We start from the raw sequence: 22,131 nt of genomic DNA, 5'->3' as shown, positions 1-22,131 counted from the left end.
GAGAGTATTGATATGAGCCTTTTGGACCACGGACACGCGCCGCCCAGTTTCGGGGAAGGCAGCACCCAGGTTGCGCTCGACCCGCGCGACGAGATCACCGGTGCCAAGGTGTTTGCCGTCTATGGCAAGGGCGGCATCGGCAAGTCGACGACCTCCTCCAACCTCTCGGCCGCGCTCTCGCTGCTGGGCAAGCGCGTGCTGCAGATCGGTTGCGATCCCAAGCATGACAGCACCTTCACGCTCACCAAGAAGCTGATGCCGACGGTGATCGACGTGCTCGAAACGGTCGATTTCCACTCCGAGGAGCTGCGGCCCGAGGATTACATGTTCGAAGGCTTCAACGGCGTGATGTGCGTCGAAGCGGGTGGACCTCCCGCAGGCACCGGCTGCGGCGGCTATGTCGTCGGCCAGACGGTCAAGCTGCTGAAACAGCACCATCTGCTCGAAGATGCCGATGTCGTGATCTTCGACGTGCTGGGCGACGTGGTGTGCGGCGGCTTTGCCGCTCCGCTGCAGCATGCCGAGCGCGCGGTGGTCGTTGCCGCCAACGATTTCGACAGCATTTTCGCGATGAACCGTATCGTCGCCGCCATCAAGGCCAAGTCGAAGAACTACGACGTGCGCATGGCGGGCGTCATCGCCAACCGTTCGGCTGCGACTGACGAGATCGACCGGTTCAACGAGGCGACCGGCCTCAAGCGCCTGGCGCATTTCCCCGATCTCGATGCGATCCGTCGCAGCCGCCTGAAAAAGTGCACCATCTTCGAGATGGATTCGACCCCCGAGATCGAGGCGGTGAAGACCGAGTATCTGCGGCTGGCCGCCACCTTGTGGGCGGGCACCGACGCGCTCGACGCGATGCCGATGAAGGACCGCGACATCTTCGAATTCTTAGGATTCGAATGATGGCCAGCCACGCTCCCCGCTCCAGCTACGACACCTATCGTGGACGTCTCGAAACCTACTTCGATCGCACCGCGCGGCAGAACTGGGTCGATCTGACCTCGGACGCCAAGGTCAGCGGCATCCGCGCCACCGTGCGCGCGGGCCGCGACCGGATGCGCGCCATGCTGCTCGACTGGCTGCCCTATGACCTCACCGGCAAGCGCATCCTCGATGCCGGCTGCGGCACCGGCGCACTCGCCGTGGCGGCAGCGCAATTGGGCGCGCACGTTACCGCGATCGACATCTCGGGCGGGCTGGTCGAGGTCGCGCGCGAGCGGGCACCTTCGGGGCTCGATATCGACTGGCGGGTGGGCGACATGCTCGATCCCACGCTGGGCCAGTTCGACCATGTCGTCGCGATGGACTCGCTGATCCACTATCAGACCGGCGATATCGTCGACGTGCTGGCCTCGCTGGCCCAGCGCGCGCCGAGCATCGCCTTCACTTTCGCACCGCGGACACCTCTGCTCGCGGCGATGCATGCCACCGGGAAACTCTTTCCCAGATCGAATCGCGCACCCGCGATCGTCCCGGTTGCCGAAGCTAGGCTCACGAGACTGCTTGCCCAGCGTCTCCCCAGCCACGGCATCGCCGCGAGCGAACGCATCGTCAGCGGCTTCTACACCAGCCATGCGATGATGGTCTCGCGCGGATGAGCCTTGCCGGCGCCTCGACACGGTTCTTCGCGGGCCTGGGGACGCAGTTCCTGCCGTTCGCCGATGCGGCGAGCGCGGAGCTGCCGATGGGCCGCCTGCTGCGCCTGTCGCTGTTCCAGGTGACGGTCGGCGTGGCGACGGTGCTCCTCAACGGCACGCTCAACCGCGTGATGATCGTCGAATTGGGCACGCCCGCCTGGCTGGTCGCGCTGATGATCGCGATCCCGTTGCTGGTCGCCCCGTTCCGCGCGCTGATCGGCCACAAGTCGGACAACCACAAGTCGATGCTCGGCTGGCGCCGGGTGCCCTATATCTGGTTCGGCTCCCTGCTCCAGTTCGGTGGGCTTGCGATCATGCCGTTCGCGCTGCTGCTGCTGTCGCGCGGCGATACGTTCACCGTCGGGTTGATCGCAGGCGCGCTGGCCTTCCTGCTCACCGGGCTCGGCATGCACACCACGCAGACCGCAGGCCTTGCGCTCGCCACCGATCTGGCTCCCGAAGAAACACGGCCCCGCGTCGTCGCGCTGATGTTCGTGATGCTGCTGGTCGGCATGATGATGGCCGCGTTCATCATGGGATCATTGCTCGCCGATTTCTCGGCCACCCGGCTGGTCGCGATCGTCCAGGGCGCGGCGATGTTCACCATGGCGCTCAACATCATCGCGCTGTGGAAGCAGGAGGCGCGTGCGCCATCGACCACCCGGCCCGATCGCCCGACCCCCAAATTCTCGGTGGTCTGGCGCGAATTCACCGCAGAGGCCCGCAACGCCCGGCTGCTGGTCGCGATCGGCTGCGGTACCGCAGCGTTCAGCATGCAGGACGTGCTGCTCGAGCCGTTCGGCGGCGAGGTGCTGGGCATGTCGGTGGGCGCCACCACGATCCTCACCGGGCTGTGGGCGTTCGGCATGCTGTTGAGCTTCGCCTTTGCCGCGCGCCGCCTCAGCGCGGGCGCGGATCCGCTTCGGCTCGCGGGCTTTGGCGCTGTGGTCGGCATGCTGGCCTTCGCGATGCTGCTGTTTGCAGCGCCGCTCGATGCCAGCGCGCTGGTGTTTGCAGGCGCGCTTGCCATCGGCATGGGTTCGGGATTGTTTTCGGTCGGCACGCTCAGCGCGATCATGGCCATCGCCGGCAGCGGCCAGCACAAGGGATCTGGCCTCGCGCTGGGTGCCTGGGGCGCGGTCCAGGCCAGCGCATCGGGTCTGGCGATCGCGGCGGGCGGGCTGATCCGCGACGGGGTCTCCGCGCTCGCGCTGGCTGACCAGATCGGTGCGACCCTGGCCTATCGCGCCACCGGCTATGGCACGGTGTACCTGATCGAGATCATTCTGCTGCTTGTTACCATGATCGTGCTTGGCCCGCTTGTCGGGGGCCAACAGGTCGATACCGCCGCTCCGCAATCGCGGTTCGGTCTCACCGAGTTTCCGACATGAAGGTTTTGAAGAAGAGAGGTAAGCGCCATGTTTAACGGCAATATCGTGGGCAATATCGATGTCGCATCGATCGCTTTCTGGGCGTTCGTGCTCTTTTTCATCGGTCTGATCTATTATCTTCGGCGAGAGGACCGGCGAGAGGGCTTTCCACTGGAGGACGACCTGACCGGGCGTTCGCTGGGCATGGGCGGGCCGCTGCTGCACGCCTCCCCCAAGACCTTCAAGCTGCCTTTCGGCCGCGGCACGGTCAGCACGCCGACCATCGGCAAGGAGCCGTTCGAGATCGCCGGACGCCGGATGAGCCCGTTCCCCGGAGCACCCTATGTGCCCACCGGCAACCCGCTCACCGATTGCATCGGCCCGTCGGCCTATGCCGAGCGCAGCCGCCTTCCGGACATCGACGCCTTCGGCAACAACCGCATCGTTCCGATGGCGCTTGAACCCAGCTTCTCGATCGCACGCGGCGATCCCGATCCGCGCGGCATGACCGTGATCGGCGCAGATGGCGCGGTCGCAGGCACCGTGGCGGAAATCTGGGTCGATCGCTCCGAGCACCAGGTGCGCTATCTTGAAGTCGTCACCGCAGAGGGTGTGCACGCGCTCGCCCCGATGCCGATGGCCAAGATCCGCAAGTCCGCACGCCAGATCGTGGTCGACGCGATCAACGCCGGGCAGTTCGCCGGTTGCCCGCAGGTCGAGACCCCCGGGCAGATCAGCCGCTATGAGGAAGACAAGATCTCCGGATATTTCGGCGGCGGTTACCTCTACGCTAACCGCGCCCGGCAGGAGCCGCTGATATGATCATCACCGAATATGATGACGAGCCGGTCCGGGGTCTGCCCGGAGAGCTGCCGGAGGGCGAAACGCTCCTCTGGCAGGGCTCGCCCGAATGGCGGCTGCTTGCCCGCAGCGCGTTCTTCACCCGCATCGTCGGCCTGTACTTCGCGGTCCTGGTGGCTCTGGCGATCTATAACGGCAGCACCAGCGGCGTGATCGCGACGATCATCGCGGGCGCGGTCGGCATCGGTCTGCTGATGCTCTATGCCTGGGCGGTCGCGCGGACCACGGTGTACACGCTGACCAGCAGGCGCGTCGTGCTGCGCGTCGGCGTCGCGCTCAACATGTGCATCAACCTACCGCTGGCCAAGATCGGTGGCGCCAATCTGCGTCCGCTGGGTCCGGTGGAGGGCGATCTGGCGCTGCAGCTGATCGGCCCGCACAAACTGGGCTATCTGGTGCTCTGGCCGCATGCCCGTCCGTGGAAGCTCGGCAACCCGCAGCCGATGCTGCGCGCGCTGCCCGATGCTGCCGTGGTCGGCGAGCGGCTTGCCCGCGCGGTCGCTGCGATCGCACCGGTGGATCGCGCGGCCGAAGCCCCGTCGAAATCTGCCGAAACGATGCCCGCCGGGCTTCAGGGAGCCATCGCATGACCACCGCACCGCACAGCGCCCCCAGTGCTGCCAACAACTACAACGGCCATGGGCACAGCCATGAAAACACCGTGCCCAAAGGCGCGCTGGTGATGGCGTGCGGCGTGGTGCTGGTGACCCTGGCGCTGACCAGCGCGACCCAGCTCGGCTGGATCGCGCCGTCGCCATCGGCCAGTGAGGTACGTTCGGCGGAAGCCGCGACCGCGCTGTCGAGCCGCGTGCTGCAGTTCGCCGATGGCCCCAAGGGCACCGTGGTGGTCACCGATGCGACCAGTGGCGCTACCGTGCACGTCTATGGCGAGGAAGGCAGCGGTTTCATTCGCGGCGTTCTGCGCGGCATGGGACGCGAGCGGCAGAAGCGCTCGATCCCGATGCTGGCGCCCTATGAGCTCAACCACTGGAGCGACGGATCTCTCTCGCTCACCGACACCGCGACCAACCGCATCGTCGAACTGGGCGCGTTCGGGCCGACCAATCGCACCACGTTCGAAGCGTTGCTCAAGTGAGGGGCGCCAACTGATGGGACTGCTCCGCGAGCCTTCGTTCGATACGCCCTGCCGCATCGCGGTGGAGCAAAGCGAGGCGCATTTTCACGCGCATGTCGAGCTGGAGGGCGATGTCGCCATCCAGCCGGGCGACAAGGTCCGCGTGCATGGTGCACCGATAATAGTCGGTTTTGGCGAATCCATTTTGATCCAGCGCATGGCAACGGTGCAGCCAGCAGGTCCATTGCTGCGCGCATGGACGAAGCTGACCGCCATGGGCGAGCTCAAGGAACTTTACGAGGTAAGCTTTACCACCAGCCGGTGGTGAGCGCTGTTCAGATGACAACGGGAGTGGTGCAATGAACATGCAGGCAAAGGTCAGGGCGGCCGGACGGGCGTCGCTGCCGGATGTTCCGGATACGATGGAGCTGGCGACGCAGGAGACTGTGCTCAGCCCCCGTTTCTACACCACCGATTTCGACGCGCTCGACGCGATCGACGTCAGCCTGGTGCGCGCCGAGTGGGACCAGCTGATGGCCGACATGGAAGGCGACCCCAACAAGGCGCATTTCCGCCGCAGCGAATCGTTCGATGGCGTCATCGAATCGCTCGAACCCGAGCTTCGCCGCGAGTTCATCGATTTTCTCGTCAGCTCGCTGACCTCGGAATTTTCGGGCTGCATCCTCTATGCGGAAATCGCGCGGCGGACCAAGAACCCCGATGTGAAGAAGCTGTTCAAGCTGCTCGCACGCGATGAAAGCCGCCACGCCGGCTTCATCAACGAGGTGCTCAAGGACGCCGGGATCGGCATCGACCTGAGCTTCCTCACCAAGACCAAGAAGTACACCTTCTTCAAGCCCAAGTTCATTTTCTACGCGGTCTATCTGTCGGAGAAGATCGGCTATGCGCGCTATATCGCGATCTTCCGGCATCTGGCCAAGCATCCGGAAAACCGCTTCCACCCGATCTTCAACTGGTTCGAGCAGTGGTGCAACGACGAGTTCCGCCATGGCGAGGCGTTCGCGATGCTGCTGCACGCCGATCCCAAGCTGCTCAAGGGCATGAACAAGTACTGGATCAAGTTCTTCATCCTGTCGGTCTATGCCACGATGTACGTGCGCGATCACAGCCGCCCAGTGTTCCACGCCGCTTTGGGCGTGAAACCCACCGAATATGACTATGAGGTGTTCAAGATCTGCACCGCGATCAGCCGCCAGGTCTTCCCGGTGGAGATCGACACCGACAATCCGGCGCTGCGCGTACAGATGGAAAAGCTGCGCATGGCATCGGACCGGATCGCGGAAGGCAAGGCCAAGGGCGGCCTGGGCGGCCTCGTCCAGCGCGCCGGCGGCATGATCGGTGCGGGCACGGCGTTCGCGCGGATGTACTTCATGCCCGGCAAGCCCAACCGTCTGCCTGCCACCATCCGCCTGCAGCCGGCCTGGTAAGGCATGAGCCTGTACGGCCATATCCTGCCCGCTCTGGTGGTTTTGTTTGCATGGTTCGGCAGCACGGGCGTCGTTGCCTGGCTGGCCAACCGCGGCAAGCAGACCTTTGCGCGCAGCATCTCCTGGGCAGGCTTTGCCGCCGGGATCTGCCTGTGCGTGATCGTCTATGTCGGGCACGGTCATGGCCCGTCCGGTCCCGATGCGATGGACGCCTATATCAGCTTCGGCGCGGCGCTGGTGATCTGGGGCTGGCTTGAGCTGACCTTCCTCACCGGCATCGTCGCCGGGCCCCGGCGGACCGTCAGCGATCCGCTGGCGCGCGGCTGGCGGCGGTTTTCCGAGGCGGCGGCGACGCTGATCTATCACGAGCTGGCGATCGCCGCGGTGATGATCATCCTGGTTTCGCTGACCTGGAACAGCGCCAACCCGACCGGCACGGTGATCTTCACGCTGCTGTTCGCGCTTCGGCTTTCGGCCAAGCTCAACCTGTTTGTCGGGGTGCCCAACATGAGCGACGAGATCATGCCGGGGCATCTGGAGTATCTGAAGACCTATTTCGGCCCGCGCCGCCTGCATGGCGCGCTGGCATTCAGCCTTGTGGCGCTGCTCGCGCTGTCTATGTATCTGGGGATGCGCTCGCTTGCTGCTCCGGCGGACAGCTTCGCTGCGGTCAGTGCCACCCTGGTGTTCACGCTCGCAGCGCTGGGTTCGCTCGAGCACCTGTTTCTCGCGCTGCCGTTCAGGGACGGTGCGCTGTGGCGCTGGGCACTTCCCGGCAACCAGCAAGGATAAGAAGAAGGAGAGTGGTTATGGATTATGAGGGCTTTTTCCAGAGCGAAATCGATACGATCCGCGATGAGGGACGCTATCGGATTTTCGCTGAGCTGGAACGCCATCGCGGCCGCTTTCCGCACGCCACGCGCTATACCGAAGAAGGCACCGACGAAGTCACCGTGTGGTGCTCCAACGACTATCTGGGAATGGGCCAGCACCCCGATGTGCTGAAGGCGATGCACGACACACTCGACCAGTGCGGCGCGGGCGCCGGCGGCACGCGCAACATCTCGGGCACCAATCACCACCATGTGCTGCTGGAAGCCGAGCTCGCCGATCTGCACGGCAAGGAAGCGGCCTTGCTGTTCACCTCGGGCTATGTCTCCAACTGGGCGGCATTGGGCACGCTGGCGGCCAAGCTGCCCAATTGCGTGGTGCTGTCGGACGCGGGCAACCATGCCTCGATGATCGAGGGCATCCGCCACAGCCGCGCCGAGTGTCTCAAGTTCAAGCATAACGATCCGGAAGATCTCGACCGGCTGCTCGCCGGCATCGCGCCGGGCCGTCCCAAATTGGTCGCGTTCGAAAGCGTCTACTCGATGGACGGCGACATCGCGCCGATCGCCGAGATCCTCGACGTCTGCGAAAAGCATGGTGCGATGAGCTATATCGACGAAGTCCACGCGGTGGGCCTCTATGGTCCGCGCGGCGGCGGCATTGCCGAGCGCGAAGGCCTGATGGACCGGATCACGGTGATCGAAGGCACGCTGGGCAAGGCGATCGGCGTGATGGGCGGCTATATCGCGGCCTCGTCGGCGCTGTGCGATTTTGTCCGCAGTTTTGCCAGCGGCTTCATCTTCACCACCGCGCTGCCGCCTGCGCTTGCAGCCGGAGCCACTGCCAGCCTGCGTCACCTCAAGACCAGCCAGATGGAACGCGCGCGCCATCAGGATCGCGTCGCCAAGGTCCGCAAGCGGCTGGACCTGATGGGGATCACCCATCTCGACAACCCCAGCCATATCATCCCGGTGATGGTCGGCGATCCGCACAAGTGCAAGCGCATCAGCGACTGGCTGATGGACAACCACGGCATCTATGTGCAGCCGATCAATTATCCCACCGTGCCCAAGGGCACCGAGCGGCTGCGCATCACGCCATCGCCGGTGCACAGCGATGGCGATATCGACAAATTGATCCACGCGCTGAGCGACATCTGGTCGCAATGCGAGCTGGCCCGGCGTGCGGTGGCGGCATGATTGGGTAGTCTACCCGCATCGTCATTCCCGCAGACGCGGGAATCCTGCCTTGGCGCCAACGTCGCCAGCGAGCGGGACCCCCGCCTTGGCGGGGGTGACGATTGACGTGGTTGCGACGCTGCCCAAAGAAAAAGGCCGCCCCGCGAGGGACGGCCTTTTGTCTGTCGGCAGATGCCTTGATCGGATCGATCAGGGCTGCTGCAGATAGGCGATCACGTCCGCGCGCTTCTGCGCATCGGGAAGGCCTGCGAACACCATCTTGGTGCCGGGTACGACGCGGGCGGGCTTTTCCAGATACTGGAACAGCTTTTCCGGGGTCCAGGTGATGCCGCTGTTCTTGTTGGCGGGCGAGTAGTTGAAACCTTCGACGGTTCCGGCTGCACGGCCGACGATGCCAGCGAGCGAGGGGCCGACACGGTTCTGGCCGGCTTCCTTGACGTGGCAGGTCTTGCACTGGATGAAGACCTTCTCGCCTTCAGCAGCATTGCCGGTCATGTCGGCGAACTTCTTGCCGTCCAGCGTATCGGTGTTGTCAGCAGCCGGTGCTTCGGCAGCAGCAGGCGTCGGAGTCGCGGCGGGGGCTTCAGCAGCCGGTGCGGCGGCTTCTTCCTCTGCCTTGGGGGTTTCGCTGCCGCCCGAGCAGGCGGCCAGCAGCGCGAGACCGGCAAAGGCGCCGGAATAGCGCAGTGCATTCAATCTGGACATGAACTCTCCTTTTGCTCGGCGACATTCGCCCTCAAGCACCCGACAATATAGACGGACTGCACAGGTTGAAAAGTAGGCAAGCCAATTTGTGAACGCCAGATGAAGAATTTTGTTCACCGATTGCCGCCCGCGTGACAAAAAAACCGCAGATCGGGGCCAGTTTCCGGGCTTTTACGACAATCCGTTGCGCGATGGTTCCAGCCACGGCGGGCGCGCGTCACATCCAGAATCCCCGCCTGAACCATTTGGTGATGATGTATTTGGTGCCGGCGGTCACCGGGTTGCCGCTGTGCAGCAGGTTCGGATTGGGGGTCCCGTCGGGCGCCATGTTGTTCCAGATCAGCAGCATGCCGGTGCGCGGCATCATCTTGAAGCTGAGGTGCGGAAATCCGGTCTCACCGCCGCCTTTGGGTTCGTTGAGGAACACCATCGCGGTCCAGCTGCGCTGCCCGCCCGACTTGCGCTCGCGCTGCCAATAGGACTGGGTGGTGTGGAAATAGTCGTGGTGCGGCTTGAATTCCTGGCCCTTGGCATAACGCTGGCCCTGCAGCGTTTCGCCACGGCGCGGATCGATGCCGGTGAGCCCGCAGATGCGGTCGTCGATTCGCAGCACATCGGGATGCCAGCGGTCGAGATTGCAGCTGTAGCTGGTGCGGAACAGGCTGTCGTTCTCCTGGTCCGACCGATAGAGCTCCGATGGCACCGCATCGGCATCGATCATGCGGATCAGGTCGCTGCATTCGGCCTTGCTGAGAAAGTCCTGATAGCAATAGACCTGCATCGGCACCTTGACGTCGTCGAAGGTGATGCGCTGCACGCGCGGGTGCGCATCCAGCCGGGCGCCGACCTCGCGCCCGATCCGGGCCAGCTGTCTGCGATGAAAAAAGTCCGCGATCATGCCGTGTCGTTGTGCGCAGCCTTACGGGCAAGTCAAGTCGCATGGGCCAGGCCAGGGTGAGGAGACGACATCGCCCGCCGGGATTGCTCCGGCGGGCGGGGTGTGTCGCAGCCTCGAAGGGTCAGGTGCTTACCAGAAGAAGTCGGGGATTACGTCTACGACCTGACCGGTATAGATATCGACCAGCAGCACATCGCCGAAATAGCGGACCCAGCGCAGCTGGCCGTAAGCGGGCGGCAGGCGATAGGCCCATGGATCGTTGATCCAGAAGTTGTTGGCAAAGAACGGCGCGCCCAGCGTGAAGCCTATGCCCAGCCGGCGATAGCCCCATCCCCGCACCGGCGGATAATAGCGACCCGCGCGGAAGAAATTGCGGTTCTGGTTGCGAAAGCCGACCCAGTCATAGCGCCGGTCGTTGCGCCATCCACGATCCCAGTTGCCACCGCGCCCGCCGCGGCTGTTCCAGCCCCGGTTGTCCCAGCCGCGATTGCTGTAGCCGCGGCGGTCGTCCCAGCCACGCCGGTTGTCGCGGAAATCACGGTTGTCGGCGCGGCGGTCCTGGCGGAAGTCGCGGCGATCATCGCGGCGGTCGGTGCGAAAGTCGCGGACGTCGCCCCGCCGGTCCTGACGGAATTCGCGGCGATCGTCCCGCCGGTCGGCGCGGAACTCGGGGCGTGTGACCTCGCCCTGGCGCAAGTCCTGACGATCGGCGCGGCGTTCCTGACGGAAGTCGCGCTGGTCGCCGCGGCGCTCCTGACGGAAATCCTGGCGGTCGCCGCGACGTTCCTGACGGAAGTCCTGGCGGTCGCCGCGCCGTTCCTGGCGAAATTCGCGCGGGGTGTCGATGCGCGCGCTGCCGATGGCACTGCGGTTCTGCGCGCGGAACTCGCGTCCGCCGCCACCGCCGCCGCCCCGCAACTCGCGACCGCCGCCACCGCGATTGCCGCGAAATTCGCCGCCGCCGCGCCGTCCCTCGCGCTGCTGCGCAACCGGCTGCAGCCCGGCGTGTGCCGCGATGCCGGCATCCTGCGCGATCGGCTCGATGACCGCCGCGTCGGCCTGCGCGAGCGGGAGCAGCAGGCTGGCGATGGCAAGCCCCGCGAGCACGAGGGGCATGCGGTGAAACTTGCCCGACAGGCGATGGCCCAGCGGGCGCGCATATTCGGCAGGGGCAATCGCCGGAGAGGGCGGATGTGTGGTTGGGGAACTGGACATGACCATAGTCGACCTTTTTCGAAAATGGCCTGGGCAATCGTGTCGGCAACCACGCGGCACAGGACGGTTGTGATGTTGCCCATCTATCAGCCTCTTGCTGACCCCCAGCTTAACCGATCGATTGATCACAGGTTCAGCATCGTAAAACCCCGTCACATCGGGGGTTGAATTGCGTTGCGTCCCCCCGCGCACGGGGTTAGCTTGGATGCTGCATGAGTTCGCACGCGGTCCGCATCCTGGCGCTGCTCACCGGCACGCCCCGCCCCTTTCGTGAAGACGGCACGATGAGCGCCATCGCGCGTCAACCAGTCACCGGCCCCGTAATGCTGGGCGAGCTTGGATTTGTCGGAGATGCGGTCGCCGACACCGTCCACCATGGCGGTCCGGACATGGCGATCCACCATTATCCCTTCGATCACTACAGCTTCTGGCAGCAGCGGCTGGATTCGCACAAATTGCTGCAGAAGCCCGGCGCCTTTGGCGAGAACATCTCGACCCGCGGGCTGGTCGAAACCGATATGCGTATCGGCGACAGGTTTCGGCTGGGAGAGGCGCTGGTCGAGCTGACCAAGGGACGCCAGCCCTGCTGGAAGCTCGATCACCGCTTTGGCGTGTCGGGCAAACAATCGGTGATGGCAGAGATCGTGCGCACCGCGCGCTGCGGCTTCTATTATCGCGTGCTTGAGCCCGGGCGGGTGCAGTCGGGCGACGTCATGCGGCTGGTCGAGCAGGGCCCGTCTGCGTGGACCGTCGACCGGGTGTTCAAGCTGCTCGTCGGCGGGCAGTACAAGGCAGAGCCCGAAGCGGTGCGCGCGCTCGCCGATCTGCCGCAGCTGGCGGCAGACTGGCGCAAGCGTGCCGCGGCGCTGGCGGATTGAAAGGGACCATGACGCTGCGAACCCTCCCGTTACTGGCGCTGGCCTGTCTGGCCGGGCCGCTTGCCGCGCAGGACGCATCCGATGCGGCGCGCGTGCACGACAGCGTGCTGACGCTCGACACCCATCTCGACAGCCCCGCCAATCTGGACCGGCCCGGCTGGCGGATCACCGATCGGCACGATGTGCTGCACGACAGCACCCAGGTCGATCTGCCCCGGATGATCGAGGGCGGGCTCGATGGCGGCTTCTGGGTGATCTATACCGACCAGGGGCCCAATGACGCGGAGGGCTATGCCCGCGCGCTGGCGCATGCGCTCAAACGGCTGCACCAGATCCACGATTTCGTCGCCGCCAATCCGCAGAGCTTCGCCATCGCCACCACCGCCGCCGATGCCAGCCTTATCGCCGCGACCGGAAAGCGCATCGTCTATATCTCGATGGAAAACAGCTACCCGCTGGGCACCGATCTTGCCAATCTGGAGGCCTTCCATCAGCTCGGCCTGCGCATGGCGGGTCCGGTGCACAACGGCACCAACCAGCTTGCCGACTCGACCAATGGCGAAGCGGTGCACGGGGGGCTGAGCGAACTGGGCAAGGCGTGGGTGCGCGAGGCCAACCGGCTGGGCATCATCATCGATGCCAGCCACGCGGCCGACAGCAGCTTCGATCAGATGCTCGAGCTTTCAAAGGCGCCGATCATCCTGTCGCATTCGGGCCCGAAGGCGCTGCACGATCATCCGCGCAATCTCGACGACGCCCGGCTCAAGGCGCTCGCGGCGAAGGGCGGGGTGATCCAGATCAACAGCCTGTTCCTTTCGCCCGACAAGCCGCGTCCGACGGTCGAGGCGCTGCTCCCGCAGATGGCAGCCGCAGCTGACCTAGCACCCGAGGCACGCGCTGCGCTGATGGCGCGATGGGCCGCAGCGAACGCTGCCGAGCCGCGATCGAACACCGATTTCAACCGCTACATGCAGGCGATCTTCCATTGCATCGACCTCGTCGGTGTTGATCATGTCGGGATCGGTGCGGACTGGGATGGTGGTGGCGGGGTGATCGGGCTCAACCAGATCAGCGAAATTCCCCGGATCACCGAGGCGCTGCTCGCGCGCGGGCTGACGCCCGCCGAGGTCGAGAAGATCTGGAGCGGCAATGTGCTGCGGGTGATGGCCGAGGTGGAGCGCGTCGCGGCGAAGAGGTGACGCGATTGTCCAATCGGCGGGCCGCAATCGCGGCTATGGCTGGTGAACGCTGTTCGAGGGAGGGCAAGGCGATGCGCGCATATTGGATCCGGGTTCTGACCCTGTTGCTGGCGGCATTGCTGCCCGCGTCGGCGGCTATCGCGGCAACGCCCGAGCGCAAGCCTGATCTCGCCGATATGGTCGCGGGCACCTATGAAGGCGACATCATCTCGGATGCGCGCGGCTCATCGAAATCGGGGGTGACGATCACGGTGGTGCGCTCGGGCAAGAACGTGGTCGAGGTGTCGTGCGACTGTGCGCGCATCCCCAAGGTGCAGATCCCGCTCGAAAAGGCGATGGATGCCATCCTCGCCGCCAGCGGGCCTCATGTCTTCCTGATCGATACCGCGCGCGATCCGCGCCGGCTCAGCCTGACGATCGACGACGCCTCGCTGAGCGTCGAGAGGCAGTAGGCCTCAGGCCATCTCGACCGCGAACAGCGTGTTGCCCTGGTAGCGATCTTCGCGAGGGTTGAACACCGGCTGGGGATCGAACAGACGGTCGGTCAGCGCGAGATCGTTCAGGCCGTCGAGCTTGAACGCGCCGACCTTGATCTCGCGCGGGGGCTTGCCGTCGCGCTCCAGCGTCACGCCATCCAGGTACAGCTGGTCGTGGCGCGTATAGAGAATGTGCGGCGCAAGCCGGATGCGGGTGCGGTTGTAGGTCGCTTCCAGACATTTGCGCAGGGCGATCGCCTCAAGCACGGTCTTGTTGATATCCATGCCCACAATATGATCAAAGCCACGTCCGGTTTCAATCGATTTTTGTGCAGTGCAGCATTTCCCTGCCCCGGAGCACCGGGCAATCGCTCGAAATCCGGAAGCACCGCGCTTATTTCGCCGGCTTGCCCTTCAGATGGGTATCGAACCAGGCGACCGTCCGCCGCAACGAATCCAGTCGGTTCTCGCGCCGGTCGAAGCCATGGCCTTCCTGCGGGTAGAACACGGTCTCGACGATGTTGCCCTTGGCCTTGAGCAGATCGTTGACCTCCTGCGCCTGGCCGCGCGGCACGCGGATGTCGTTTTCGCCCTGAATGGTGAGCAAAGGTGCCTTTGCGGCATTGAGATAGGTCAGCGGCGAGGACGCCTTGTAGACATCGGGGTTCTCGTCGGGCGTGCCGAGCAGACCGCGTTGATAGGCTTTAAGCCGCTCGTCCTGATCGCGGTACATCGTGTTCCAGTTGATGATCCCGAACCACTGCACCGCAGCGGCGAACTCGTCGGGGGTGCGGCCGATCGCCATCAGCGTCATGAACCCGCCATAGGATCCGCCGAAGATGCCGACCCTGGCCTTGTCGACATAGCCGGTGCTGACCAGGAACTGCTTGGCCGCGACCGTGTCCTTGAGGTCGCCGCCGCCCAGATCCTTGTAGTTGGCGTTCTGGAAGGCATCGCCATAGCCGGTCGATCCGCGGAAATTGGGTGCGATCACCACATATCCGCGGCTGGCAAAGGCAGCGGCATACTGGCTGAAGCCGTCCTGCGTCGCCGATGTCGGGCCGCCATGCGGGATGACGATGGCCGGGTTGGAGCCGTCGCGCTTGAGGTTGAACGGCATCGTCACCACCGCGCTCACCAGCGTGCCGTCAAAGCTCTTGTAGGTCACGACGCTCGATTTGGGCAGCACCGCGGGCGTCAGGCTGGCCATCGCGAGCTGTGTCGCGGGGCGCGCGGTGTTGGCGGCCAGATCGACGACATACAGGTTGGATGGCGAATCCGCGCCCGAACGCGTGGTCAGCAGCATCCGGCCGTCGGGTGACAGCGGCTGCGCGCCGGTGAGGTTGTTGACGCCCGGGTCGAGCGGCAACGGCGTCTCGGTGCGGCTCGCCAGATCGAAGCGGGTCAGCGTCGAGCGCGTATCGGCATTGGTCCGCGCCACCAGCGCCTTGCCGTCCTCGATGAAGCCGCCAGCAAGCTGCTCCCAGGGCGTGGGCTTGAGCCAGGTCCAGCTCTTGTCTGCGACCCTGTAGACCCCGGCATGGTCCTGCCCCGTCTTCTCGTTGGTCGAGATGGCAAGCAGGCTGCCATCGGCGGTGGCATCGGCAGCCTCGTAGCGCACGTCCTTGGCGCCCAGCAGCTTGACCGCTTTGCCATCGGCGATGCTGACCTTCCAAACCTCGCCCTCGCGGCTGTCGACCCGCGCGCGGTTGGCGATGATTGCCTTGCCGTTGTCGACGAACGCGACCGGGCCCCAGTTGAACTGCGGGTCCTTCTCTGCCGTCAGGTTGCGCACCTTGCCATCGGGGCCCATAACCGCAAGGTTGGACTGGCCTTCGGACTTAAGCTTGGTCGAAAGCGCGATCCAGTCGGTCTGCGCGCTGGTCAGCATGTCGCTTTCGGCGATGTAGGGGGTCTGGGTCAGCCGCTCGACCGCGCCGCCGCCGGTCGGCACGCGGTAGATATCGGCATATTCATTGCCGCCCACATCCTCCTCGAAATACACCCATTGGCCATCGCGCGAGGCGACGAGGCCGGACTGCACCTCGTCCGATTGCGTGATCTGCACTGGCCAGCTGCCCGCGGCATCGGTGCGCCAGATGTTGAACCTGCCGGTGATGTTGGTCGAGACGAAGATCTGCTTGCCGTCCGCGCTCCACGTCACGCCCGCAAGCCCACGCGTTGCGCCGATATCGTCGATCGGCACCGGCCGCGCCTGCGGATTGGCGGGCGAGGCGATGCTGGCCGGATCGGTCACCGGCCGGTCGGGGGTTGCCACCTGCGCGGCAAGAGGGACGGTGACTCCGAGCAACAGCATTGCAGACCAACGCATCATCACCGTCTCTCCTCATGGCACCCTGTCAGGGGCGTTTATGCCTGTTCCGCTTCCTGTGCGTCCAGCTCGGCCAGCCAGTTTTCCAGCCATTTTATAGTATAGTCGCCCGACAGGAAATCATCCTGCTTGAGCAGCTCCTGATGCAGCGGGATCGTCGTCTTGACGCCCTGCACCACGAACTCCTCGAGCGCGCGCTTGAGGCGCATGATGCAGCCCTGGCGGGTGCGGCCATAGACGATGACCTTGGCGATCATGCTGTCGTAGTAAGGCGGGATCCGGTATCCGGCGTACAGCCCGCTGTCGACGCGGACATGCATGCCGCCGGGGGGGTGGTAATAGCTGACCAGGCCGGGCGAGGGCGCGAAGGTGCGCGGATCCTCGGCGTTGATCCGGCATTCGATCGCATGGCCGCGAAACTCGATCTCGTCCTGCTTGACCGAAAGCGGATGGCCTTCGGCGATGCGGATCTGCTCGCGCACCAGATCGACCCCGGTGATCGCCTCTGTCACCGGATGCTCGACCTGCAGCCGGGTGTTCATCTCGATGAAGTAGAACTCGCCGTTCTCCCAAAGGAACTCGATGGTGCCTGCGCCGCGATAGCCCATGTCGGCCATCGCCTTGCACACCACGCCGCCCATGCGCTCGCGCTCTTCTGCGGTGATGACCGGCGAGGGGGCTTCTTCCAGCACCTTCTGGTGGCGGCGCTGCAGCGAACAGTCGCGCTCGCCCAGATGGATCGCGTTGCCCTTGCCGTCGCCGAACACCTGGAACTCGATATGCCGCGGGTTGCCGAGGTATTTTTCCATGTACACGGTGTCGTCGCCGAACGCCGACTTGGCCTCGCTGCCCGCCTGCTGCATCAAAGATTCGAGCTGGTCCTCGGACGGGACGACCTTCATGCCGCGTCCGCCGCCGCCCGATGCCGCCTTGATCAGCACCGGATAGCCGATCGACGCGGCGATGATCTTGGCCTCGTGGATGTCCTTGATCGCGCCGTCGGATCCGGGGACCAGAGGCATGCCGAGGGCACCTGCGGTGCGCTTGGCCTCGACCTTGTCGCCCATCGTGCGGATATGCTCGGGCTTGGGGCCGATCCAGATGATCTTGTGCGCCTCGACGATCTCGGCGAACTTGGCGTTTTCCGACAGAAAGCCATAGCCCGGATGGATCGCATCGGCCTGGCTGATCTCGGCGGCCGAAATGATGTTGGCGATGTTGAGATAGCTCTGCCCAGCGGGCGGCGGGCCGATGCACACCGCCTCGTCCGCCAGCCGCACGTGCATCGCGTCGGCATCGGCGGTGGAGTGCACCGCCACCGTCTTGATACCCATCTCGTGCGCGGCGCGGTGGATGCGCAGCGCGATTTCGCCGCGATTGGCGATCAGGATTTTCTTGATGGCCATGGGCTGGTTACTCGATGACGACCAGCGGCTGGTCGAACTCGACCGGCTGCCCGTCTTCCACCAGGATCGCGGTGACCTTGCCCGCGCGTTCGGCGGTGATCGGGTTCATGACCTTCATCGCCTCGATGATCAGCAGCGGATCGCCGATCTTCACTGCGGCGCCGATGCTGATGAAGGGCGCTGCACCCGGCTCGGGTGCGAGATAGGTGGTGCCGACCATCGGAGACTTGACCGCATTGGCCATCGACGGTGCGGCGGGCGCTTCGGGCGCAGCAGCGGCGGCTGCCGGGGCGGCGGCGGGCGCGGCGACAGCGGCGGGTGCGGCGGCCACGGCCACGCTGGCCACCGGTGCTGCGCTGATCATGCGCGCAACGCGGATCTTGCGATCGCCATCTTCGACCTCGATTTCGCTCAGCCCGGTTTCGCCCAGCAATTCTGCCAGTTCGCGTACCAGTTTGCTGTCAATGTTCATGCCGCCTCCCTGTTTTGCATTGCCGCTTTTGCTGCTTGGTGATGCCATTGTCTGTTCCTGCGCCCTTATGGTTCTTGTTCGCGGGTGCCTTGTTTGCGGCGACCGCGCTGGAATATCCTGGGTTGAGCTATGCCCGCGCAGAGGCGGCAAAGACAACCGTTAACTGGTCATAGCAGCGCGGCGGCCTCCAGCGCCAATAGATAAGACGCTGCGCCAAACCCACAGATCGTGCCCTTCGCCGCCCGGCCAACCCATGACAGATGGCGGAATTCCTCGCGCGCATGCGGGTTGGACAGGTGCACCTCGATCACCGGCGTGGTGATCGATCGGATCGCGTCATACAGCGCGACCGACGTGTGCGTGAACGCGCCGGCGTTGAGCAGCACCGCTTTGGCCCCGCTCGCCTGCGCCTCGTGCAGCCAGTCGATCAGATGGCCCTCATGGTTCGACTGCCGCATGTCGATCGCAAGGCCCAGTGCCTGTGCGCGGTCGTCCAGCCGGTCGGCGATATCGTCGAGCGTATCGGAGCCATAGATTTCGGGCTCGCGCAGGCCGAGCAGGTTGAGATTGGGTCCGTTGAGGACGAATATCATCGGTTGATCGGCCATGCTGCTTCCGTTGTGCCGCCCCATCGCCTGGGTGCGCCGCGCTTATGCGGGAAAGCGACTCGCTAGGCAAGGTGGGGGCATTCAGCCGCGCGGCGGCGGCACCGGTCCGCCGCCATACAGCCAGTCCCAACGCGCCATCACCGCATCGGGCCGGGCGGAGGCTGCGCGGCCCAGCGGCAGCCGCATCGCAAGCGTCGCCAGCGGATTGCCTTCGTGAAAATCCACGCCGTTGGCGTGCGCGCCTGCCTGCACCCGGGCGGTGCGTGGCTGGCGCACTGCAAAGAAGCGGCCAAGCGCCGTCTCAAGCGCCGACGCATCGTCTGCCATCGGCAGCAGTTCGGCCAGCGTCACAGCATCCTCGATCCCCATTGCCGCGCCCTGCGCCAGGAACGGCAGCATCGGGTGGCAGGCATCGCCGATCAGCACCGCGCGGCCGCGGTGCCAGGCGCGCATCGGCTTGCGGTCGTGCAGGCCCCAGCGCAGCGGTTGATCCACCCGCGCGAGCAGCCGGGTTATCGCGCCCCACCCGGCAAACGCGGCACGCAGCCGGTCGGGGTCGCCGGGCAGGTTCCAGCCTTCCTCGCGCCAGTCGGCCTGTTCGATCACCCCGACGAAATTGACCAGACCCGGACGTACCCGATAGGTGACCGCATGGCGGCGCGGGCCCAGCCAGGCGCCCACCCCCGCAGGGGGCGCAGCCGGATCGTCCTTCGCGACGGCTACCAGCGCGCGCCAGGCGACGTGTCCGGTAAAGCGCGCGGCATCGGCGCCGAACAGCTGCGCGCGCACCTGCGAGCGGATGCCGTCTGCACCGATGATCAGATCGGCGCGCAGCGTCTGCCCGTCTGCGCTCATCGCCTCGGCGCGATCGGTATCTATCCGCTCGATCGCGCAGCCGGTGACCAGCGCGCCGGGCTGGAGTGCCTCGAGTGCGGCATGCAGGATCGCGACCAGATCGGCACGGTGCACCGCCACATAGCGCGCGCCCCAGCGGCGCAGCGCGGCATCGCCCAGCGGAATCTTGAGAATATCGCGCGCGCTGCGGCCATCGCGCAGCGTGATCGCCTGCGGAGCCTGGCCTGCCGCCGCCACAGCCTCTGCGACCCCAAGCTCGCCGAGCGCGCGCATCGCGTTGGGGCCCAGCTGCAGGCCTGCGCCGACCTCGTGCAGCCCATCGGCGCGCTCGGCCACGCGGACCTCGTGCCCCTTGCGCGCCAGCGCCAGCGCGGCGGCAAGCCCGGATATTCCCGCGCCGATGATCAGGATGCGCATGAAGGGCTGTTCGTGGCTCGCATGATCGCTGTGTAACGCAGCTTACGGCGTGCGCAACCATGCTCCCTTCCGGGATGGCGCCTGAACGGCTATGCACCCCCTCATGCTGCCTTCGCTCCTGATCGTTGACGATTTCCTGGCCGATCCGTTCGCCGCGCGCGCCGCGGCGCTGGCGCTGGACTATGATCCGGCGATGCGGATCGGCAACTATCCCGGAACGCTTTCGGGCGCGCCCTTGCCGATAGCGGGGCTGGAAGAGGCGGTATCGCGAATCATCGGCGTGCCGCTCAAGCCCCAGCCCGGCACCACCCATGGCCATTGCCGACTGACGCTCAAGGGCGATCGCGGGGTCAGCGGCGTGCACATCGACCCGTGCTTCTATTCCGGCATCCTCTATCTCAGCCGCAACGAGGATGCGCGCGGCGGCACCGATTTCTTTCGCCACAAGCGCACGGGCCTCGAAAAGGTGCCCGCCGATCCGCTGGGGCTGGCGCAGAGCGGCTATGCGGACATCAATGCGCTAGTCGAGGATGTCGTCAACCGCGATACGCTGCTGCCCGCGCGCTGGGAGCGGGTGATGCGGGTACCAATGCGCTTCAACCGGCTGATTCTGTTCAGCCCGTGGCTTTTTCACAATTCGGCGGATGGATTCGGCACGGCGCAAGAGACCGGGCGGCTGGTGCACCTGCAGTTTTTCGCGCGCGGCTAACGCGCCGGATCAGTCCTCGGAGCCATCCTTCGCACGCGCCTGCGCCTTGCGGCGTTTCAGGTTCGCGCGCAGATTGGCCGCCAGCCGCGCCTTGCGCGCTTCATCGGCGCGCGGAAGCGGCTGGGCTTTGGACTGGGGTTTGGGCTCGATCGGGGTGTCGGACATGGCCTTGTCGGCTTAACGCGACAGTCTGCGATTTGGCAAGGCTTGCGAGGGTTGACAAAGCTTTGGCGTCTGCGCATAGGCGCAGGCCTTGCGAGCGGGCAGGCATCTGTTCCGCCTCGCAGCCGTCCGCGAAATGGTGTGCTGCTGTAGCTCAGTGGTAGAGCGCATCCTTGGTAAGGCTGAGGTCGGGAGTTCAATCCTCCCCAGCAGCACCATTTCGCAGGCGACGGCTTTTCGCCCCCATCAGCGCTCAGTCCGCCAGCACGTCGCTCCATTCGGGGTGGCGCCGGAACGCCGTGACGACATAGCTGCAGCGCGGCAATATCGTCCAATGGTCGCTGCGGGCCTTGGCGATCAGCGCGTCGACCAGCCGTGCGGCGACACCCTGGCCGCGCATCGCATCGGGTACAAAGGTGTGGTCGGCGATGACCCGCGTCGCGCCCGCGCTGGCACCGGTGTTGGCATATGTGAGTTCTGCCTCGGCACCATCGGCGCGATAGACAAAGCGTCCGCCCGATACGGTGGTTTCATGGGTGATGGCGGTCGCGGCATCGGTGTGTGTCTGTGTCATTCCAGTCTCCGTTTCGCCCCCCGATCAGGTCATCGATATGGGGAAGGGGGCCGCGCGCGGCAACCATGGCTGCGAGTCGCAGCTTGCCGCAGCCGACGCCATCAGGCACCAAATGTGCGCCCGATCGTGGCATGGTTGCAACTGTGGCACGGATTCATGCGGCCTGGGGGGCACAAACAGCGCAGGAGGGCCTTTATCTATCGGGCAAGTTGGCTTATATGGCGCGCTCAAGAAACCATCAGGAGATTTCGCTATACGTCCGCCAGCCCCCCGTCGCGGCCTTGCCATGCCCCTTAAATCCGGCCCGCGCTTCAATCAGTTTATCCAGTCGCCCCAGGTTCGGGTGATCGATGAAAATGGCGAAAATCTGGGCGTATTGCGTACCGATGATGCGATAGAGCGCGCAGCAGCCGTGGGGCTCGACCTCGTCGAGGTGTCCCCGAACGCAGAGCCGCCGGTCGCCAAGTTCCTGGACGTGGGCAAGTACAAGTACGAGGCCCAGAAAAAGGCCAATGCCGCGCGCAAGAACCAGAAGACGCAGGAGATCAAGGAGATCAAGATGCGTCCGAACATCGATGACCATGACTATATGGTCAAGATGAAGAAGGTTCACTCGTTCATCGACGAGGGCGACAAGGTGAAGATGACGCTGCGGTTCCGTGGCCGCGAACTTTCGCACCAGCAGCTCGGCATGGCACTGCTCCAGCGGGTGCAGGAAGACGTCAAGGAAGTCGCCAAGGTCGAAGCCTATCCGCGCATGGAAGGCCGCCAGATGCTGATGGTGCTGGCACCCAAGTAACC

General features: G+C 65.1%; 26 protein-coding genes and 1 tRNA gene. 16 read left to right on the top strand and 11 right to left on the bottom strand.

Going from position 1 to position 22,131, the window contains the following annotated elements; translation table 11 throughout:
• Positions 1–12: 12 nt before the first annotated feature.
• The 10 genes from bchL to hemA are packed head-to-tail and all read left to right on the top strand — an operon-like array spanning position 13 to position 8,424.
• Entirely contained in the window at positions 13–906 is an 894-nt protein-coding gene (gene bchL, locus B5J99_RS04495; protein WP_054135752.1) for a ferredoxin:protochlorophyllide reductase (ATP-dependent) iron-sulfur ATP-binding protein, read from the top strand.
• The gene (bchM, locus tag B5J99_RS04490; RefSeq protein ID WP_054135751.1) at positions 906–1,601 is read left to right on the top strand and encodes a magnesium protoporphyrin IX methyltransferase; all 696 of its coding nucleotides are present in this window, start codon (positions 906–908) and stop codon (positions 1,599–1,601) included. The genes bchL and bchM overlap by 1 nt, the downstream gene beginning before the upstream one ends.
• The gene (locus B5J99_RS04485; RefSeq protein ID WP_117351631.1) at positions 1,598–3,031 is read left to right on the top strand and encodes a BCD family MFS transporter; all 1,434 of its coding nucleotides are present in this window, start codon (positions 1,598–1,600) and stop codon (positions 3,029–3,031) included. Before bchM ends, B5J99_RS04485 begins: the two co-directional genes overlap by 4 nt.
• Before the next feature lie 27 nt (positions 3,032–3,058).
• Entirely contained in the window at positions 3,059–3,832 is a 774-nt protein-coding gene (gene puhA, locus B5J99_RS04480) for a photosynthetic reaction center subunit H (protein WP_069050959.1), read from the top strand.
• Complete coding sequence (puhB, locus tag B5J99_RS04475; protein WP_231684041.1) at positions 3,829–4,461, top strand: photosynthetic complex putative assembly protein PuhB; 633 nt, start codon at positions 3,829–3,831, stop codon at positions 4,459–4,461. Before puhA ends, puhB begins: the two co-directional genes overlap by 4 nt.
• Entirely contained in the window at positions 4,458–4,967 is a 510-nt protein-coding gene (gene puhC / locus B5J99_RS04470) for a photosynthetic complex assembly protein PuhC (RefSeq protein ID WP_054135748.1), read from the top strand. Before puhB ends, puhC begins: the two co-directional genes overlap by 4 nt.
• Before the next feature lie 13 nt (positions 4,968–4,980).
• Positions 4,981–5,274, top strand: coding sequence for a hypothetical protein (locus B5J99_RS04465; protein WP_054135747.1), 294 nt, complete (start codon positions 4,981–4,983; stop codon positions 5,272–5,274).
• Positions 5,275–5,305: 31 nt separating this feature from the next.
• Positions 5,306–6,394: a magnesium-protoporphyrin IX monomethyl ester (oxidative) cyclase gene (gene acsF / locus B5J99_RS04460; RefSeq protein ID WP_211337876.1), complete on the top strand. Its 1,089-nt coding sequence runs from the start codon at positions 5,306–5,308 to the stop codon at positions 6,392–6,394.
• A 3-nt stretch (positions 6,395–6,397) separates the two neighbouring features.
• Entirely contained in the window at positions 6,398–7,186 is a 789-nt protein-coding gene (gene puhE, locus B5J99_RS04455) for a putative photosynthetic complex assembly protein PuhE (RefSeq protein ID WP_069050958.1), read from the top strand.
• Positions 7,187–7,203: 17 nt separating this feature from the next.
• The gene (gene hemA / locus B5J99_RS04450; protein WP_054135745.1) at positions 7,204–8,424 is read left to right on the top strand and encodes a 5-aminolevulinate synthase; all 1,221 of its coding nucleotides are present in this window, start codon (positions 7,204–7,206) and stop codon (positions 8,422–8,424) included.
• A 189-nt stretch (positions 8,425–8,613) separates the two neighbouring features.
• On the opposite strand, the gene B5J99_RS04445 is transcribed toward hemA, so the two are convergent.
• From B5J99_RS04445 to B5J99_RS04435, 3 genes are all read right to left on the bottom strand, one after another.
• Entirely contained in the window at positions 8,614–9,129 is a 516-nt protein-coding gene (locus B5J99_RS04445; RefSeq protein ID WP_054135744.1) for a c-type cytochrome, read from the bottom strand.
• A 217-nt stretch (positions 9,130–9,346) separates the two neighbouring features.
• Positions 9,347–10,027 carry a 2OG-Fe(II) oxygenase gene (locus tag B5J99_RS04440; protein WP_054135743.1) on the bottom strand — a complete coding sequence of 227 codons (681 nt, stop codon included), beginning with the start codon at positions 10,025–10,027 and terminating at the stop codon, positions 9,347–9,349.
• A 129-nt stretch (positions 10,028–10,156) separates the two neighbouring features.
• Positions 10,157–11,242 (bottom strand): RcnB family protein, encoded by a 1,086-nt coding sequence (locus B5J99_RS04435; RefSeq protein WP_245991744.1) that lies wholly within the window; start codon positions 11,240–11,242, stop codon positions 10,157–10,159.
• 212 nt (positions 11,243–11,454) lie between these two features.
• On the opposite strand from B5J99_RS04435, the gene B5J99_RS04430 reads away from it, so the two are divergent.
• From B5J99_RS04430 to B5J99_RS04420, 3 genes are all read left to right on the top strand, one after another.
• Positions 11,455–12,120 (top strand): MOSC domain-containing protein, encoded by a 666-nt coding sequence (locus tag B5J99_RS04430; RefSeq protein WP_054135741.1) that lies wholly within the window; start codon positions 11,455–11,457, stop codon positions 12,118–12,120.
• An 8-nt stretch (positions 12,121–12,128) separates the two neighbouring features.
• Positions 12,129–13,319: a dipeptidase gene (locus B5J99_RS04425; protein ID WP_117351629.1), complete on the top strand. Its 1,191-nt coding sequence runs from the start codon at positions 12,129–12,131 to the stop codon at positions 13,317–13,319.
• A 71-nt stretch (positions 13,320–13,390) separates the two neighbouring features.
• Positions 13,391–13,771: a hypothetical protein gene (locus B5J99_RS04420; RefSeq protein ID WP_117351627.1), complete on the top strand. Its 381-nt coding sequence runs from the start codon at positions 13,391–13,393 to the stop codon at positions 13,769–13,771.
• Positions 13,772–13,774: 3 nt separating this feature from the next.
• Here the strand turns inward: B5J99_RS04420 and B5J99_RS04415 are convergent, their stop codons facing one another.
• The 6 genes from B5J99_RS04415 to B5J99_RS04390 all read right to left on the bottom strand — a co-directional run bounded on the left by B5J99_RS04415 (position 13,775) and on the right by B5J99_RS04390 (position 19,885).
• On the bottom strand, positions 13,775–14,080 hold the full coding sequence (locus B5J99_RS04415) for a hypothetical protein (protein ID WP_069050955.1): 306 nt from the start codon (positions 14,078–14,080) through the stop codon (positions 13,775–13,777).
• Positions 14,081–14,189: 109 nt separating this feature from the next.
• Positions 14,190–16,130, bottom strand: coding sequence for a S9 family peptidase (locus tag B5J99_RS04410; RefSeq protein WP_245991743.1), 1,941 nt, complete (start codon positions 16,128–16,130; stop codon positions 14,190–14,192).
• A 35-nt stretch (positions 16,131–16,165) separates the two neighbouring features.
• Positions 16,166–17,533 (bottom strand): acetyl-CoA carboxylase biotin carboxylase subunit, encoded by a 1,368-nt coding sequence (gene accC / locus B5J99_RS04405; protein ID WP_117351626.1) that lies wholly within the window; start codon positions 17,531–17,533, stop codon positions 16,166–16,168.
• 7 nt (positions 17,534–17,540) lie between these two features.
• Positions 17,541–18,005 carry an acetyl-CoA carboxylase biotin carboxyl carrier protein gene (gene accB / locus B5J99_RS04400; protein WP_245991742.1) on the bottom strand — a complete coding sequence of 155 codons (465 nt, stop codon included), beginning with the start codon at positions 18,003–18,005 and terminating at the stop codon, positions 17,541–17,543.
• 167 nt (positions 18,006–18,172) lie between these two features.
• Positions 18,173–18,613, bottom strand: a complete 441-nt coding sequence (gene aroQ, locus B5J99_RS04395) for a type II 3-dehydroquinate dehydratase (protein ID WP_054135820.1) — start codon at positions 18,611–18,613, stop codon at positions 18,173–18,175.
• A gap of 81 nt (positions 18,614–18,694) precedes the next feature.
• A complete protein-coding gene (locus B5J99_RS04390) occupies positions 18,695–19,885 on the bottom strand; it encodes an FAD-dependent oxidoreductase (protein WP_117351622.1) in 1,191 nt (396 codons plus the stop codon).
• 103 nt (positions 19,886–19,988) lie between these two features.
• On the opposite strand from B5J99_RS04390, the gene B5J99_RS04385 reads away from it, so the two are divergent.
• On the top strand, positions 19,989–20,594 hold the full coding sequence (locus B5J99_RS04385) for a DUF6445 family protein (protein ID WP_117351620.1): 606 nt from the start codon (positions 19,989–19,991) through the stop codon (positions 20,592–20,594).
• 9 nt (positions 20,595–20,603) lie between these two features.
• On the opposite strand, the gene B5J99_RS19485 is transcribed toward B5J99_RS04385, so the two are convergent.
• On the bottom strand, positions 20,604–20,759 hold the full coding sequence (locus B5J99_RS19485) for a hypothetical protein (protein WP_162892448.1): 156 nt from the start codon (positions 20,757–20,759) through the stop codon (positions 20,604–20,606).
• Positions 20,760–20,899: 140 nt separating this feature from the next.
• Between B5J99_RS19485 and B5J99_RS04380 the strand changes: the two genes are divergently transcribed.
• Positions 20,900–20,974 (top strand) — tRNA-Thr (locus B5J99_RS04380).
• A gap of 35 nt (positions 20,975–21,009) precedes the next feature.
• On the opposite strand, the gene B5J99_RS04375 is transcribed toward B5J99_RS04380, so the two are convergent.
• Entirely contained in the window at positions 21,010–21,330 is a 321-nt protein-coding gene (locus B5J99_RS04375; RefSeq protein ID WP_117351618.1) for a GNAT family N-acetyltransferase, read from the bottom strand.
• Between the two features lie 286 nt (positions 21,331–21,616).
• On the opposite strand from B5J99_RS04375, the gene infC reads away from it, so the two are divergent.
• Positions 21,617–22,129, top strand: a complete 513-nt coding sequence (infC, locus tag B5J99_RS04370; protein WP_054135732.1) for a translation initiation factor IF-3 — start codon at positions 21,617–21,619, stop codon at positions 22,127–22,129.
• Positions 22,130–22,131: the final 2 nt, after the last annotated feature.

The sequence above is a fragment of the Blastomonas fulva genome, assembly GCF_003431825.1.
Lineage (GTDB): Bacteria > Pseudomonadota > Alphaproteobacteria > Sphingomonadales > Sphingomonadaceae > Blastomonas > Blastomonas fulva.
Note: the sequence above shows the minus strand (reverse complement) of the source record. Positions and strands in the feature narration are given on the sequence as shown.